The 14661-nt window shown below is 47.0% G+C and carries 16 protein-coding genes and 3 pseudogenes; 13 read left to right on the top strand and 6 right to left on the bottom strand.

All coding sequences use genetic code 11. From position 1 onward, the window contains the following. On the bottom strand, positions 1-1500 hold the full coding sequence (locus tag ACZ5EJ_RS11070) for a YifB family Mg chelatase-like AAA ATPase (protein ID WP_464557086.1): 1500 nt from the start codon (positions 1498-1500) through the stop codon (positions 1-3). Between the two features lie 65 nt (positions 1501-1565). After that, positions 1566-1874 (bottom strand): accessory factor UbiK family protein, encoded by a 309-nt coding sequence (locus tag ACZ5EJ_RS11065; RefSeq protein WP_011635358.1) that lies wholly within the window; start codon positions 1872-1874, stop codon positions 1566-1568. 164 nt (positions 1875-2038) lie between these two features. Between ACZ5EJ_RS11065 and ACZ5EJ_RS11060 the strand changes: the two genes are divergently transcribed. The 3 genes from ACZ5EJ_RS11060 to ACZ5EJ_RS11050 all read left to right on the top strand — a co-directional run bounded on the left by ACZ5EJ_RS11060 (position 2039) and on the right by ACZ5EJ_RS11050 (position 5123). After that, the gene (locus ACZ5EJ_RS11060; RefSeq protein WP_464557084.1) at positions 2039-3037 is read left to right on the top strand and encodes an aminoglycoside phosphotransferase family protein; all 999 of its coding nucleotides are present in this window, start codon (positions 2039-2041) and stop codon (positions 3035-3037) included. Positions 3038-3051: 14 nt separating this feature from the next. After that, entirely contained in the window at positions 3052-3777 is a 726-nt protein-coding gene (gene murU / locus ACZ5EJ_RS11055) for an N-acetylmuramate alpha-1-phosphate uridylyltransferase MurU (protein WP_074684987.1), read from the top strand. 263 nt (positions 3778-4040) lie between these two features. Further along, a complete protein-coding gene (locus ACZ5EJ_RS11050) occupies positions 4041-5123 on the top strand; it encodes a tellurite resistance/C4-dicarboxylate transporter family protein (protein ID WP_464557083.1) in 1083 nt (360 codons plus the stop codon). 93 nt (positions 5124-5216) lie between these two features. Here the strand turns inward: ACZ5EJ_RS11050 and ACZ5EJ_RS11045 are convergent, their stop codons facing one another. Beyond that, positions 5217-6083 carry a YicC/YloC family endoribonuclease gene (locus ACZ5EJ_RS11045; protein ID WP_464557081.1) on the bottom strand — a complete coding sequence of 289 codons (867 nt, stop codon included), beginning with the start codon at positions 6081-6083 and terminating at the stop codon, positions 5217-5219. A 93-nt stretch (positions 6084-6176) separates the two neighbouring features. Here ACZ5EJ_RS11045 and ACZ5EJ_RS11040 point away from each other — a divergent pair, with 93 nt between their 5' ends. From ACZ5EJ_RS11040 to ACZ5EJ_RS11025, 4 genes are all read left to right on the top strand, one after another. Further along, positions 6177-7091: a Tim44 domain-containing protein gene (locus tag ACZ5EJ_RS11040; RefSeq protein ID WP_464557080.1), complete on the top strand. Its 915-nt coding sequence runs from the start codon at positions 6177-6179 to the stop codon at positions 7089-7091. A 183-nt stretch (positions 7092-7274) separates the two neighbouring features. Next, positions 7275-7877 carry an NUDIX domain-containing protein gene (locus ACZ5EJ_RS11035; RefSeq protein ID WP_049753132.1) on the top strand — a complete coding sequence of 201 codons (603 nt, stop codon included), beginning with the start codon at positions 7275-7277 and terminating at the stop codon, positions 7875-7877. Positions 7878-7887: 10 nt separating this feature from the next. Beyond that, positions 7888-9315 carry an NfeD family protein gene (locus ACZ5EJ_RS11030; RefSeq protein WP_464557078.1) on the top strand — a complete coding sequence of 476 codons (1428 nt, stop codon included), beginning with the start codon at positions 7888-7890 and terminating at the stop codon, positions 9313-9315. A 1-nt stretch (position 9316) separates the two neighbouring features. Beyond that, positions 9317-10096 (top strand): slipin family protein, encoded by a 780-nt coding sequence (locus ACZ5EJ_RS11025; RefSeq protein WP_074456141.1) that lies wholly within the window; start codon positions 9317-9319, stop codon positions 10094-10096. 27 nt (positions 10097-10123) lie between these two features. On the opposite strand, the gene ACZ5EJ_RS11020 is transcribed toward ACZ5EJ_RS11025, so the two are convergent. The 3 genes and pseudogenes from ACZ5EJ_RS11020 to ACZ5EJ_RS11010 all read right to left on the bottom strand — a co-directional run. Continuing rightward, positions 10124-10618: a CNP1-like family protein gene (locus tag ACZ5EJ_RS11020; protein WP_256201566.1), complete on the bottom strand. Its 495-nt coding sequence runs from the start codon at positions 10616-10618 to the stop codon at positions 10124-10126. Between the two features lie 181 nt (positions 10619-10799). Further along, positions 10800-11363: an alkyl hydroperoxide reductase subunit C gene (ahpC, locus tag ACZ5EJ_RS11015; protein WP_011635348.1), complete on the bottom strand. Its 564-nt coding sequence runs from the start codon at positions 11361-11363 to the stop codon at positions 10800-10802. A 245-nt stretch (positions 11364-11608) separates the two neighbouring features. Further along, positions 11609-12008 (bottom strand): annotated as a pseudogene (locus tag ACZ5EJ_RS11010) (transposase); the annotation flags it as partial. 196 nt (positions 12009-12204) lie between these two features. Here ACZ5EJ_RS11010 and ACZ5EJ_RS11005 point away from each other — a divergent pair. The 6 genes and pseudogenes from ACZ5EJ_RS11005 to ACZ5EJ_RS10980 all read left to right on the top strand — a co-directional run. After that, positions 12205-12372: a DUF1328 domain-containing protein gene (locus ACZ5EJ_RS11005; RefSeq protein ID WP_074456142.1), complete on the top strand. Its 168-nt coding sequence runs from the start codon at positions 12205-12207 to the stop codon at positions 12370-12372. A 71-nt stretch (positions 12373-12443) separates the two neighbouring features. Further along, positions 12444-12641: a CsbD family protein gene (locus ACZ5EJ_RS11000; RefSeq protein WP_074684991.1), complete on the top strand. Its 198-nt coding sequence runs from the start codon at positions 12444-12446 to the stop codon at positions 12639-12641. 36 nt (positions 12642-12677) lie between these two features. After that, positions 12678-12983, top strand: coding sequence for a hypothetical protein (locus ACZ5EJ_RS10995; RefSeq protein ID WP_193565746.1), 306 nt, complete (start codon positions 12678-12680; stop codon positions 12981-12983). A 121-nt stretch (positions 12984-13104) separates the two neighbouring features. Further along, complete coding sequence (locus ACZ5EJ_RS10990) at positions 13105-13428, top strand: BON domain-containing protein (RefSeq protein ID WP_074684992.1); 324 nt, start codon at positions 13105-13107, stop codon at positions 13426-13428. 81 nt (positions 13429-13509) lie between these two features. Further along, positions 13510-14194, top strand: a pseudogene (locus ACZ5EJ_RS10985) (IS3 family transposase); the annotation flags it as partial. Beyond that, a pseudogene (locus tag ACZ5EJ_RS10980) lies at positions 14166-14555 on the top strand (transposase); the annotation flags it as partial. The pseudogenes ACZ5EJ_RS10985 and ACZ5EJ_RS10980, both read left to right, overlap by 29 nt. Positions 14556-14661 lie beyond the last annotated feature (106 nt).

The following is a 14661-nucleotide window of genomic DNA, read 5'->3' as shown; positions in this document are numbered from 1 at the left end:
TTAATTTATACCCATACGGCGGTACTGAATAGCTTCCGCCACATGCTTTCCCAAAATAGGTTTACTGCCTGACAAATCTGCAATGGTTCGAGCCAGCTTCAGTATTTTGTGATAAGCCCGTGCTGAGATATTCAAATGGGTCATGGCTCGTTCCAGCATACGCTTCCCCTCCGCATCCAGAACACAATATTTTTCAATTTCCTGCACCCCTAACCTCGTGTTGGGTACGTGTTGACGATTTAACTGACGTTGCCGGGCAATCAACGTTCGTTCTCGAATAACAGCGCTGGATTCACCCGGCCCGGGGCGCAACATATCCTCCTTCGGCAAAGCAGGGACTTCAATCTGAATATCGATTCGATCCAGCAACGGACCGGAAACCTTGCCACGATAACGCGCTACCTGATCAGGTGTACAACGACATTTATTGGTGTAATGCCCCAAATACCCGCATGGACAGGGGTTCATTGCAGCAATAAGTTGAAATCTGGCTGGAAAATCTGCTCGGCGTGCAGCGCGTGAAATGGTAATGTGACCGGATTCAAGCGGTTCACGCAGCACCTCCAGAACCCGCCGATCAAATTCGGGCAACTCATCAAGAAACAGCACTCCATGCATGGCCAGTGAAATCTCACCCGGGCGTGGAATACTGCCCCCACCCACCAATGCCACGGCCGAGGCAGTATGATGGGGTGACCGAAACGGGCGACGCTTCCAGTTAGCCAGATCAAAACTGCCACTCCCCAAAGATTGAATGGCAGCCGATTCCAGCGCCTCCTGTCCGGTCATGGGCGGCAAAATTCCCGGGATACGCTTGGCTAACATGGTTTTTCCCGTGCCCGGTGGGCCAATCATCAGCACACTGTGTCCACCTGCAGCAGCGATCTCCAACGCGCGCCTGGCCTGCATCTGCCCTTTGACATCTCCCATGTCCGGATAATCATTTGATTCTAACTCAGCCGATCCACCACGATAAGGTTGCCATGGCTCCTGCCCAGTCAGATATGCACACAGCTGCAGCAGCGAAGCAGCAGGATAGATAGTCGCCTCTTTGACCAGTGCTGCTTCGCCGGCATTTTGCTCTGGCAAAACGAAACTGCGGCCTGAACGGGAGGCACTGTAAGTCATGGCCAGTGCGCCACGAATCGGGCGCAGGCGACCATCAAGAGACAACTCCCCTGCCCATTCATACTGATCGAGTTTATTTGCAGGAATCTGCCCGGTTGCCGCTAAGATGCCCAGCGCGATAGGCAAATCGAAACGCCCGCTTTCCTTGGGTAAATCAGCCGGTGCAAGATTAACCGTAATACGCCGGGCAGGAAATTTGAATCGTCCATTCTGCAGTGCGGCGCGCACCCTGTCTTTACTTTCCCTGACTTCCGTTTCCGGAAGCCCAACGATAGTAAATTTTGGTAAACCGTTAGCAAGATGCACCTCTACGGTCACTAGCGGCGCGTCCACTCCACACAATGCACGGCTATACAGAATAGCCAGAGACATAAAGGAACACGATCAAAGCATGGTGAGCCAGTGCTTCACCAGAAAAAATGTAACAAATCTCAGCACTACCTGTCATTGGCCGATCCGGGGCCAGAAGTATCCATTACATCTTCTACGGTACCTTCAACCATTGTTGATGGATGTGCCTGCTGCTCCAGTTTGTTCACCTTCTCTTCCAATTCAGCCAGCCTGATACGCGTACGCTTGATCACTTCCTGTTGCACATCGAATTCTTCCCGCGTGACCAAATCCAGCCGGGAAAAAATACCCATCAACATGGCGCGCATATTTTTCTCGATATCTTTAGCCGGGCTGCCCGCTAAGATTTCATTAACCTTGCTGCCGATTTCATCCAGTACATTTTTATTCAGCATTTTTTCTCTCCATTAAATTTCAAAGTTTTATTATCGGCTTCCGGGATAAAATCTCATATTTTAAACGAACAGGCAAACACAAATCGGCAGCTCCTGCCCGAACTATCGGACAGCATACAGCTGCATTATCCATTCCTTAACCTACCTTCAACCAATAAGTTTTAATGGACCGTCTGCAACTTCTGGAGTACTGGCTGAAAACCCTCTACCCCGATCAGCCCTTCACTTTGTCGCCTGCCTCGGCAGATGCCAGTTTTCGCCGCTATTTTCGTGTAGCTTTTCCCAGGGAAACACTGATTGCCATGGATGCACCGCCGCAACTGGAAGATTGCCGACCTTTCTTGCATGCCGCCAGTGTATTTGCGAAGGCATCCATCCATGTGCCCGACATCGTCGCACAAAATCTGGATCAAGGCTTTTTGCTGTTATCCGATCTTGGTACCACTACTTATCTGCAAGCACTTACCACGGAGCCAGAAAATGCCGATCAGCTTTACCAGGATGCCATTGACGCACTGATCAGGATACAAAGCGCCAGCCAAAAAAATATCTTCCCTGGGTATGATCAGACGTTGCTTTCCCGCGAGCTGGAACTTTTTCCTGATTGGTACATGACGCGCCATTTACACGTTACGCCGAATGATGACCAGAAAAACATACTCAGGGCAGCTTTCAATCTGATTCTCGACAATACCGTTGCGCAACCGCAGGTATTCGTACACCGCGACTACCATAGCCGCAATCTGATGGTATCTGTTCCCAATCCGGGGGTGATCGACTTTCAGGATGCCGTTCTTGGTCCCATCACTTATGATCTGGTGTCCCTGTTCAAAGATGCCTACATCCACTGGGAAGAAGCACAGGTACTGGACTGGATAATCCGTTACTGGGAACGTGCACGCCGGAGCGGATTACCCGTTGCAGCCGATTTCTCCGGTTTCTACCGGGATTTTGAATGGATGGGTGTACAACGTCATCTCAAAGTGCTGGGAATTTTTTCCCGGCTGTACTATCGGGATCAGAAAGACGCCTATCTGCAAGACATGCCCGCAGTCATGCAATATCTACGAAAAACCTGCGAACGCTATGGCGAGCTTCATCCGCTGGCCCGACTACTGGATCAACTGGAAGAAAAAACATCTGCAACTGGTTATACTTTCTGACCGAGAAACACCTGATGTTCAAAATCATGATCCTGGCAGCTGGCAAAGGGGAACGCATGAAGCCGCTCACTGATACCTGCCCCAAACCATTGCTGCGGGCGGGTGGAAAAATGCTGATCGAATATCATCTGGAGAAACTGGCACAGGCGGGTTTTTCCAGCGTTGTCATTAATCACGCCTATCTTGGCGACATGATTGAAGCTGCACTGCAGGATGGCAAACGCTATGGCCTCCATATCCAATATTCACCGGAATCCATCGTACTGGAAACCGCAGGCGGAATTACCAATGCACTACCACTGCTCACCAACCCCGATAAACACCAGCCTTTTGCAGTTATCAACGCTGATATTTTCTGCGATATGGATTTCTCCACCCTGTGGCCGATTTTGCAACAGATGCAATCAAATTCAGAGCAAATATTGGCTCACCTGATCCTGGTAAATAACCCGCCACATCATCCAGAAGGTGATTTTTCGCTACATAACGGTTCCGACAAACTGGTTGAATCAACTTGTCCGGATTGCCGAAAACTCACTTTCAGCGGCATCGGGGTTTATCATCCCGCCCTTTTCAAAAATGTGCTCCCCAATCAAGCTGAAAAACTGGCTCCCCTGCTGCGCCAGGCTATTACTGCCGGAAAAGTTACCGGCTCACATTACTTAGGTATATGGATGGACATCGGCACCCCTAAACGCCTGCAACTGCTCGATACCAAACTCAGGCAATCTGCTCTGTGAACCTGTTTATGGTCTTCTGGGCAATATGTCAGGTGGATAAATTGCAGGGCTGGTATTGAGCAGTTGCAGTTGTATCTGGGTGAGTATTTGTTATCAAGGGTATGGGAATTGAGGTGGGTATAAGACCTTCTGTGTATGTGTTCTGATAGCAAATATTTGGTATTTTCGATATTTTCGTAACCACATTTTCCTGTGCAGGATGCCTGTCATAATTTGCTGATGGCATGACAAATTAGTACAAACGAACTGAATTCATAATATACATGCTGTTTTATCCCGTTTTATTCTTCAACAGCATCAGGGTTTTCCACCCGTCCTGGTTTGTGATGGTGATGGCTACCGGTATTGTATCTGTTGCCTTTGATGTGCTTGATTTCACGGTTATAGCAAAGTCTTTGTTTGCTCTGACCTTATCGCTTTATTCTGTTTTTTGCCTGTTGTTTGTCGCACGGATCGTATTTTTCCCGCGTGAACTGCTATTGGAACTTTGTATTTTGTCACGGAGCTGGCTGTTTCTGGCTTTCGTGGCAGGAACCAATACGGTCGGAGTGCAACTGATCTCGTTCGCTCAGGCAAATAGTCTGGCAAACGTACTTTGGTGTAGTGCGTTTTTTGCCTGGCTTGTATTGATCGGTTTTATTATTTTTAATATCTTAAGGTTGCCGCGAGAAAGTGCTGTCAATTTCATCTGTGGAGCAACACTTCTTCTGACTGTAAGTACTGTGTCGATCGTGCTGCTGGGGAGTTATCTGCTCGATGCAACGGATGAAAATACGTGGAACTTCCTGGTGCTCTGGGGGATATGGATATTGGGTTGCGTTTTATATTTATTTGTAATTTATTTGATTATCCGCCGGCTGTTCTTTAGTTGCTTTGTCCCGGAAAACTGGCAGCCGTCTTACTGGATTTGTATGGGAGCGCCTGCCATTATCACTCTTGCTGGTTCGGAATTTTTTACTCGCTTACCCCGCTCTCTCTGTGATGATCTAGGGCAGGTGACGTTGGAGATGAGCCTCCTCGCGTGGGCATTTGGTACTTTATGGATACCTTATTTGCTAGGTATGGATATACGAAAATTTACCGTTGAATTGGATTCAGCCGCAGCCTGGATAAAAATATTTCCCTGGGCAAGATTGGCATGCAAAGGGAAGTGTCGTGCTTATGATATCGAAGCATGGAGCAGAGTATTTCCGGCAGGAATGTATACCGTATGCACCTTCTCTCTGGCGAAAGTAAGTGGTTATTACTTTCTTGAATCTATTTCCTTTTATTGGTGTTGGTTTGCGCTGTTGATCTGGTTGCTCACCTTGATCGGCACATTTAGATCACTGATAAATTACAGATAAACTATCTATTCTGGCTGCTCTGCATTACTTTTCAGAATTTTCCAGAATAGAAAAATATGTATTGAAAAAGTTGTAGCAGGTGTGCTTTTTGGATCACTCTATGTTTTGAATCTGTTCGCGCAGTTGTTCAATCATAACTTTCATTTCTATGGATATGCGAGTGATTTCTCTGGCAACTGACTTGGATGCCAATGTATTGGCTTCCCGGTTGAGTTCCTGGGTCAGAAAATCAAGCCGTTTGCCGACAACGCCACCAGCCAGCACGATATGCCCAAATTCATTCAGGTGTCCCTGCAGACGCGATAATTCTTCATCCACATCAATTTTATTGGCAAACAAGGTGAATTCCTGGCGGATACGTTCATCGTTTTCATCAAGACCAGCTGTCTTTAAGCAGTTTAGCAATCTTTCCTGAAAACCAGCCAGAATGGCTGGTAGGCTGGGTAACAGATCTAGCACCAGTTGACGTAATTGTTGTACGCGTTCCAGTAGCAGGTTTTGCAGTTTTTCTCCTTCACGCCTGCGAGCCAAAACCAGTTCTTGTAAAGCAGTCTGCAGCAGTGTCATGCAGGGGGGACGCAATTCATCGACTGAAATCCGATCGCTATCAAGTACCCCGGGCCAGCGCAAAATTTCAGCAACAGAAAGATCATTCGCTGCAGGAAAGATTGATTTGACGTCACGACTCATTGCCAGCAGATTATTCAATAGATCGTGATTAAGTCGTTGGTGACGGGATGTGCCTGAGTAGATTGAAAAAGTAAGGCGACAATCTACTTTTCCCCGCGTTATGCCTGTACCTAGAAAATCCCGCATCTCAGGTTCCAGTACACGAAACTCGTCAGGAAGCTTGAATTGCAGGTCAAGATAGCGATTGTTGACTGAACGTAGTTCCAAAGCCAGCGATCCTTGCGGAATTTCTGTGGAAGCTGCCGCATAACCTGTCATGCTTGTAATCATGAACTTTTCCATCCGACGGGTAGTCCAGAGCGATTGGGGATGATGCTATACTCAGCCCTTAAATTATATTTTTGATTCATGGAGATAAGCATAATGAGAATATTAACATTTCTGGCTTTGGCATTGCTTGCTTTTAGCCTGACAGCACTGGATGCCGAAGCCCGGCGTCTGGGCGGTGGCAGCAGCCTTGGGAAACAGCGCCAATCGCTTAACCTTAACCGACAGCAGCAACAGACTACTCCCCAGCAAGCCCAGCGCCCCGGGCAATCCGCAGTACCCGCTGCAGCAGCAGGGGGTAGCAAATGGCTGGGGCCACTGGCCGGATTGGCTGCTGGTGGATTGCTGGCGTCACTGCTTATGGGCGGAGCTTTTGACGGAATCAATATGATGGATATTCTAGTGCTGGCAGGCATAGCAGCTGCCATATTCTTCGGAATACGCATGATGCGCAGATCTTCCGGAGGCGGACAAGCAGCGCGACCTATGCAATATTCTGGTGCGGGAGCTGGGCATAGTATGGGAGGAATGCCATTTCCTCGTCAGGATACGGCAACTCCTTCGGGAGGAGTAGCTTCCGGGGTCGGTGGTCAGTCTGCCGCCAATACGGATGCTCTCAATATTCCTGCTGGTTTCGACGTGGATTCCTTTCTTAAAAATGCCAAAGGTTCATTCATTACGTTGCAATTGGCGCATGATTCCGGTGATCTAGAAGAGATTCGCGCATTTACAACACCTGAATTGTTTGCAGAAATCAGTAAACAGATTACTGAGCGCGGTAATGTTACCCAGCAGACTGATGTGACCCATGTTAATGCAGCCTTACTAGACATAACCACTCAGGATAATCATGCGGTTGCCAGCGTCCGGTTTACCGGTGAGCTACGGGAAGCTCCCGGGGCACAGTTGGAGCCTTTTGACGAGATCTGGCATGTTGAAAAAGATCTGGTTGCCTCTGATTCTGCCTGGCTGTTGTCCGGCATTCAGCAGGCATCTGATCTGAAGCATTGATCATACGGACGTGCTCTGGCCAGATCGGTTTGTCAGCTATTATGGCTGAATTATCTGCCGTGTCAGGACTTGATAGCCAGAACACGTCCGTTAAGTACCTGAATGAAATCTTGATGCTATCTCTGCCAGCAATTGGGAATAAATCACTGATTGCTGGTAATAAACTACTCAAACATCCATAAAATGGATTTCGAAATACTGGAAAAAACCATCTGCTTTCAGGGTTTTTTCCGTCTAGAGCAGTACCGCCTGCGTCACCGTAAATTCGACGGAGAGTGGGGGCGCCCGATCACACGTGAATTATTTGAGCGGGGACATGCAGCAGCAGTATTGCCTTACGATCCGCACACTGATGAAATTTTACTGATTGAACAGTTTCGTGCAGGCGCCATGTCTGCACCAGATGGTCCTTGGTTGCTGGAAATTGTGGCGGGCATAATTGAAGCTGATGAAGCGCCAGAACAGGTGGTTGCAAGAGAATCCATCGAGGAAGCGGATTGTCAGATCAGTAGCCTGATCCCGCTGTATGATTATCTGGTCAGCCCCGGTGGTACGACTGAGCGAATTGTATTGTTCTGTGGTCGGGTTGATATGAAAACGATTGATGCGGGCAGTATTCATGGCAATGGCGAAGAAGATGAGGATATCAAGGTGCATGTCATGTCTTTTCATGATGCGTTGGAACTATTGAATACCGGTCAGATTAATTCTGCCAGTGCTATTATTGCATTACAGTGGCTTGCTTTGAACCGCGACACTGTTCAGCAGCACTGGCTGTCAAGATAGGAGTGCACGCATGTGTGCCAGTAAATCTACAGGATTTTACCAGGCACAATATAGTTTGCTGCTGGCTATTTTTCTATGGGCTGGCATGCTGTTTGCACAACCCTCCAATACGGCCACTGGCGCAGCTAATGGCATTGCTGTCTGGCTGGATGTTAACGGCGCCATCAGTCCAGCCATGTACGATTACATTCATCGTGGACTCTCCAGAGCGGCCGAACAGCAGGCGCAGATCGTTATTCTTCAAATGGATACACCCGGCGGGCTGGATGTGTCCATGCGCAAGATCATCCAGGAAATTATTGCTTCCCCGATTCCAGTAGCAAGTTTTGTAGCCCCCAGCGGCGCGCGTGCAGCCAGTGCCGGCACCTATATTCTTTACGCCAGTCATATCGCGGCCATGGCACCTGCAACCAATTTGGGCGCTGCCACACCGGTAAAGATAGGAGCCCAGTCACAAGAGATAAAGGCCCCCGGGCATAAACCGGAAAATGAAAGAACCAACCCAATCGGTTCATCTGGTACGCAGGATGCCATGACAATGAAAGTTATCAACGATGCGGCCGCTTATATCCGTGGACTTGCCCGGATGCGCGATCGCAATGCTGACTGGGCAGAGCAGGCAGTACGAGAGGGTGTCAGTCTGACATCTGCAGAAGCACTTGATAACAACGTGATTGATCTGATAGCAGATGATCTGGGTGATCTGCTGACGCAAATAGACGGACGTGTAGTCGATTTAGCCGGACAAAAAGTAGCGTTATCTACTCGATCGCTGGTGTTGGAGCACTTTGAACAGGACTGGCGTACACATCTACTGGCAGTGATCACTAATCCCGATGTTGCTTATATCCTGATGCTGATTGGTTTTTATGGTCTGATCCTTGAATTTGCAAATCCCGGGACAATCGTGGCTGGTGTAATCGGGGCAATCAGCCTGCTGCTGGCTTTGTTTGCCTTTCAGGTGTTGCCAATCAATTATGCTGGACTGGCGCTGATTCTACTTGGCATCACTTTTATGCTGGCAGAGGCACTCGTGCCGGGCGTGGGAGTGTTAGGCATTGGAGGGGTGGCGGCTTTCATCATGGGATCGATTATGTTGATTGATACGGAAATACCAGGGTACGGTATTTCGATTCCATTGATCGTTACATTTGCACTGATATCGGCTGGGTTTTTTATGATGGTACTTGGCATGGCGCTCAAATCCAGGGAAAAACCAGTTGTCACAGGTAGTGAACAACTTATTCGCAGCATGGGAGAAGTAGTGGAAGGCTTTGATCAGGAAGGTTGGATCCGGATTCATGGCGAGTTGTGGCGTGCCAGATCCAACGCCCCATTAAAACCTGGACAGCAGGTCAGTGTAATAGCCATACATGGACTGATGCTTGAAGTGGAGCCTTACCAACCTGATCTTACAATCAACACAACGGAGGATTGATATGCACACGGATATCGTATCAGTTATTACGCCAATACTGATTTTTTCCATCTTTTTTCTGGCCAGTGCGCTTAAGGTATTGAAAGAATACGAGCGCGGGGTCGTGTTCATGCTGGGGCGTTTTTGGCGAGTCAAAGGGCCGGGTCTCATCGTTGTCATTCCAGTTATACAAACTATGGTGCGGGTTGATCTACGCACAATTGTGATGGATGTGCCCGCTCAGGATGTTATTTCGCGTGACAATGTCTCGGTAAAAGTAAATGCCGTGCTGTATTTTCGTGTGGTTGATCCGGAAAAAGCCATTATTCAGGTTGAGGATTACAATATGGCGACCAGTCAGCTGGCACAGACAACATTACGCTCCGTGCTGGGACAACATGAGCTGGATGAAATGCTGGCCAGTCGCGACAAGCTCAATACAGATATCCAGTTGATTCTGGATGGGCAGACTGAAGCGTGGGGTATCAAGGTATCGAATGTCGAGCTCAAGCACGTTGATCTCAATGAAACAATGGTTCGGGCAATTGCAAGACAGGCCGAGGCCGAACGGGAGCGCCGTGCCAAAATCATTCATGCAGAAGGAGAATTGCAGGCATCACGCCATTTGCTTGAGGCCTCGCAAATTCTGGCGAAGCAGCCTCAAGCTTTGCAACTGCGCTATCTGCAAACGCTGACAGAAATAGCAGGAGAGAAAAGTTCTACGATTGTTTTTCCGCTACCGATAGAGTTGTTGTCTGTTTTGCAAAAAATGTCAGAGAGAACATCTGTCAGTGACGATTAGATTAACTAATCAAACGATGGATGATGATTAGCGATTCATCATTGGATGTACGCCGGCTTTGAGCGCACGGATTGCTTCTTCAGGAGAACCCACCACTAAACCACGGGGACAGAAATAAAATTTGGCCAGCTCCCGCTGTGCCTGTAATTGGGTAACCATTTCAAGTGGTTGCCATTCAGAAATGGTGGCACGTACCCAGCTGTGTGTTTCGTTGTTGCCTGTTGCATAGCGTTTCCGTTCGCGTGTTTTGCAGCGTATCCCTTCGTATGAAACATTGCTCGCACCTTGTCCGGATCGGGCTACCATACTGTAGCGGATCACACGTTTCTCATCGACACTGATTGATTTGGCATCGATAAAATAACGCAATCTTGCAGTAGGGCCGGCATCAAATTCCAGTAGATTTTCCGGTTGTGGGTAGGCAGGTAGACTGGATTGAATGGCTTCCCAGTCTTTTTTGTGATCAAGCGTATCGAAGAATGTACTTTGGCTGATGCAGGCGGTGATACCAAGAGTCAGCATCAAGCTCAATACAGTTTTTATCCACCGATTGAGTTTTCGGTACATAGCCTTGCGGAAAATCAGAAAAAAATCAGCAGCTACCATCATTGTGTGATTGGCTGGTCTGAAGAAACCGGCTGGGATACCTCTCTAGAGGAGAAGTATCGCTGCAGCCGGTTGAAAGCAGAATTGTGCAGAATATTTAAATCTTGCCAACCAGATCAATAGATGGCTTCAGCGTGGCAGCACCATCAGTCCATTTGGCAGGGCAAACTTCGCCCGAGTGAGTAGAGACGTATTGTGCAGCCTTAGCCTTGCGCAGTAATTCAGCAGCATTACGACCGATACTGAGATCCTGAACTTCTAGTGCTTTAATTTGGCCTTCTGGATTGATAATAAAACTTCCACGTAAGGCTAATCCTTCTTCTTCAATGAGTACGTCAAAGTCGCGTGCCAGCTGTCTGGTTGGATCGCCTATCATGGGATATTGAACCTTACGCACCACGCTGGAGCTGTCGTGCCATGCTTTGTGTGTGAAATGTGTGTCGGTAGAAACCGAATAGACTTCAATGCCTGCTTTCTGGAACTCAGCATAATTATCTGCCAGATCCTCCAGCTCGGTTGGGCATACAAAAGTAAAGTCGGCTGGATAGAAAACGATAACCGACCATTTGCCCTTTAATGTTTTGTCGGATACCTCAACAAAATCGCCATTGTGGTATGCAGTTGCCTTGAACGGTTTGATAGTGGTGTTAATCAGTGACATTGCCGCTTCCTTTTATGTAGTTGACTCAGAATAATAAGCTTTGACAGAAGTTTAGAACGCTGTATCAAATTAGTCTAGTCCACAATGAATGTGACCAGTAGTCTTTATAACATATATTGCAGGAGTTACTGGGTCGTGTAGCGAAACTAAAAGCCCGTCTGATCCCAAATGATTATACAGATAAAACTCGTTATCCCTTGTTCATGACACGAGTAGTTAGTAGTTATGAGCAAGTTGAAAAATGATAATTGCTTTGCATCAAACGCCTTATCTGCCAGCAGATGATCTGCATCATCGCCTTCGATCAGGCGGCCAACCTGCATGCAATCAGCAGTGGTACCTGGTGGTGTAACAAGGATTTTGACCGGCATACCATGCGCATCCTCGGCCAGATGTATATCAGCCATTCATAATCCGGGTTATCCATCAGGATTTCCAGCAATTTTTCCCGGATACCCTTGTCACGCCAGCGAATAAAACGGCGGTGGGTATTGCTCCACCCCCGTAGTCCGGCGGCAAATCCCGCCATGGAGCTCTGTTTACATAACCCAGAAAACAGCATTGATAAACCGACAGATTATCTGTGGCTATCCCTCCCCATGCCCCTTCTCTACCTGGTAAATGCTCCTCAAGTAGCTGTCGCATCCCAGATGTTTGTATTATTTAACGCTTTGTGCGTCATCGCACATACCACAAAAAACTCCTGCTGTAGTATGCCTTTAATGCTCAAAGAAGAGTACAGCACAATGAGTCAGAAGATTAACGCTTCTAAAAATATATTTCTAGATTGGTGTGCTGAATTAACACACCCTCTGGAGCCATGAAAATAAGGAGAAACCTCATGATAAATTTGGCAATTACTTTCTTAGTTATAGCAATAATTGCTGCCCTATTAGGCATAACTGGTGTCGCAGGTATCGCGATGGAAATGGCCTGGATTTTATTTGTTATCGGTGTCGTGTTAGCAGTTGTATTCTGGGTATTGGGACGACGCCCGCCACCTATGTAATTTTGTTGTGACTGCATGTCATAGGAAACATTAAATTATTTATTTCAATTTTAATAAAAGGGGTATTCATTATGAACTGGGATCAAATTAAAGGTAATTGGGCACAGGCCAAAGGCAAAATACAGCAACAATGGGGCAAGTTGACCGACGATGATCTGGATATTGTTGAAGGAAAGCGTGAAGAGTTAATTGGCAAAATTCAGGAAAAATATGGTATTGCAAAAGAGGCTGCTGAAAAGCAGGTGGATGATTTTTGCAAAAAAAGTTGATTCAAGTAGTTCTTTCACTGTAAAAAGGAAATCAGAATGATAAATAAGTTAATGAAAATAATTTTGACTTTAAGTGCTTTTCTATTTGTTATTGCAGCACCTAATAGCTATGCACAGAATGCTATTCAAAGCATGGGTGATGCAGAGACACAAGCCGATAGATTGGAAGATAAAGCTGATCAGATTAGAGAAGCGGGTGAGGAGGCAAAAGAAGCCAAGGAAGAGATGCGCGAAAATCAAGCCGATAAGATGGAAGATCAGGCGGATCAGGTGAGAGATACGGCTGAAGACAAGGCTGATAAAATAGAAGATAACGCAGATAAAGTCAGAGACAATCATTAATAATTTGTCGTATTAAGCAATCCTTAGTCTTGATGACTAATTCCAACAGTTAATTGTTACATAGCCTTTGGAGTCGTATAAGGTATAACTGATAATTCTTTAATTCAATGAGGTACAGGACATGAGATTCTTAAAATTAATTGCCGGTTTGTTTTTAATAAGCATGTTGTCTATTGCTTCCGTAGCTTCTGCGGAAGAGTTTAGTGTGGGTGAATTTGTTAGTGATTCAGTCATTACTACCCAAATCAAAGCCAAGTTGCTTGCGACAGAAAATATTGATTCATTGCACATTAAAGTAGATACAGATAGTGATGGGGTGGTGGTGCTAACTGGTACGGTGAAATCAGAGGAAGAAAAGGAAAAGGCGCACACCATTGCGCATTCGGTAGATGGTGTAAAGAAGGTTCTGAACAAATTAATAATTGAGCCAGATCAATTAAAATAGAGGCCGTAAAATCTACTGTAAGCGCCAAAGCCTTCATACCTTGTGAAAATTTCCCATGACTACTTGTCGCAGAATTGAGAAGCGCTCAATGCACGGGGTTATCCGGTGGGTGTCGCTGGAAAGCTCGGAGATTGATGCGAGAAGCTGGCGTGCAAGTGAGGCACCGGGAAAAGTACAAGGTAACCACTGACAGTCATCACAAACAACCGGTGTTCGAGAACAAACTGAATCGACAGTTTGATGTTGCCAAACCGGATCAAGTCTATGTGAGCGATATTACTGACATTTGGAATCAGGAAGGCTGGCTGTATCTGGCAGTGGTGATTGATTTGTCTTCTCGGAAGGTAGTTGGTTGGAGCATGAGTTCAAGAATGAAAGCAAAACTGGTTTATGATGCATTGCAGATGGTTGTCTGGCAATGTCAGCCGCAAGTAGGGCTGACGGTACATTCGGATCGCGGATCGCAATATGCCTGCAAACAGTATCGCCAACTTCTAAAAATATATGGCTTTATCGGCAGCCTTAAACAGGAGCAAATCCACTGGCAATATTACCTGACCCGCTATGCAGCTCAGCAAGATGTATTGCATATATTTCCATGTTTTATAACAGCCAGCGACTACATTCATACCTGGGATACAAAAGCCCAAACCAATACCTGATTAGAAAGATTGTTCAGCCGGGCCCGATTTTTTCTATGATAAGGCGCATAGTGGCCCAAACACACCCATCAAAGCTCTGGCTTTACGCGCAAAGCGGTTTTTAACTGGGTTACTGCTGACCTCGCGCCAGGTTGTATAGTCACTTCCGATGGATTGAGTTGTTTTACCGGGGTTGCTGATGCTGGCTGCCAGCACCGGGCAATCGTTGCGGACAGCCGCAAATCTAAGGATTTACCAGAATTCAGCTGGATCAATACGGTTTTGGGCAACCTCAAAACCAGCCTAGGTGGCACTTATCATGCATTCAATTTCGCCAAATATAGAACCCGTTACCTCGGTGCATTTGTTTACCGTTTCAACCGGCGCTTCCATCTTGAGGCGCTCCCTCTACATCTGTTCGTCGCCGCAGCCACTATCGGACCCTGGCCAACACGTTGGCTACGGCAAGCTGAACAATCTTTCTAATCAGGTACAATGTTTCTACATTTAACGCTAAGGAAAGGCTGGTTAAAGTGATAAACGTCATTGCGAGTGTGTGGTTTTTAGCTGCGAGGCCATAGGCCGTGGCAGG

Source organism: Nitrosomonas sp. TNE100 (assembly GCF_055387135.1).
This window is presented reverse-complemented; position numbering and strand designations above follow the sequence as displayed.

Bases quoted from the DNA above. Each gene is read 5' to 3' on its own strand.
- ACZ5EJ_RS11070 (WP_464557086.1), bottom strand. From the start codon at position 1,500: ATGTCTCTGGCTATTCTGTATAGCCGTGCATTGTGTGGAGTGGACGCG.
- ACZ5EJ_RS11065 (WP_011635358.1), bottom strand. From the start codon at position 1,874: ATGCTGAATAAAAATGTACTGGATGAAATCGGCAGCAAGGTTAATGAA.
- ACZ5EJ_RS11060 (WP_464557084.1), top strand. From the start codon at position 2,039: ATGGACCGTCTGCAACTTCTGGAGTACTGGCTGAAAACCCTCTACCCC.
- murU (WP_074684987.1), top strand. From the start codon at position 3,052: ATGTTCAAAATCATGATCCTGGCAGCTGGCAAAGGGGAACGCATGAAG.
- ACZ5EJ_RS11050 (WP_464557083.1), top strand. From the start codon at position 4,041: ATGCTGTTTTATCCCGTTTTATTCTTCAACAGCATCAGGGTTTTCCAC.
- ACZ5EJ_RS11045 (WP_464557081.1), bottom strand. From the start codon at position 6,083: ATGATTACAAGCATGACAGGTTATGCGGCAGCTTCCACAGAAATTCCG.
- ACZ5EJ_RS11040 (WP_464557080.1), top strand. From the start codon at position 6,177: ATGAGAATATTAACATTTCTGGCTTTGGCATTGCTTGCTTTTAGCCTG.
- ACZ5EJ_RS11035 (WP_049753132.1), top strand. From the start codon at position 7,275: ATGGATTTCGAAATACTGGAAAAAACCATCTGCTTTCAGGGTTTTTTC.
- ACZ5EJ_RS11030 (WP_464557078.1), top strand. From the start codon at position 7,888: ATGTGTGCCAGTAAATCTACAGGATTTTACCAGGCACAATATAGTTTG.
- ACZ5EJ_RS11025 (WP_074456141.1), top strand. From the start codon at position 9,317: ATGCACACGGATATCGTATCAGTTATTACGCCAATACTGATTTTTTCC.
- ACZ5EJ_RS11020 (WP_256201566.1), bottom strand. From the start codon at position 10,618: ATGCTGACTCTTGGTATCACCGCCTGCATCAGCCAAAGTACATTCTTC.
- ahpC (WP_011635348.1), bottom strand. From the start codon at position 11,363: ATGTCACTGATTAACACCACTATCAAACCGTTCAAGGCAACTGCATAC.
- ACZ5EJ_RS11005 (WP_074456142.1), top strand. From the start codon at position 12,205: ATGATAAATTTGGCAATTACTTTCTTAGTTATAGCAATAATTGCTGCC.
- ACZ5EJ_RS11000 (WP_074684991.1), top strand. From the start codon at position 12,444: ATGAACTGGGATCAAATTAAAGGTAATTGGGCACAGGCCAAAGGCAAA.
- ACZ5EJ_RS10995 (WP_193565746.1), top strand. From the start codon at position 12,678: ATGATAAATAAGTTAATGAAAATAATTTTGACTTTAAGTGCTTTTCTA.
- ACZ5EJ_RS10990 (WP_074684992.1), top strand. From the start codon at position 13,105: ATGAGATTCTTAAAATTAATTGCCGGTTTGTTTTTAATAAGCATGTTG.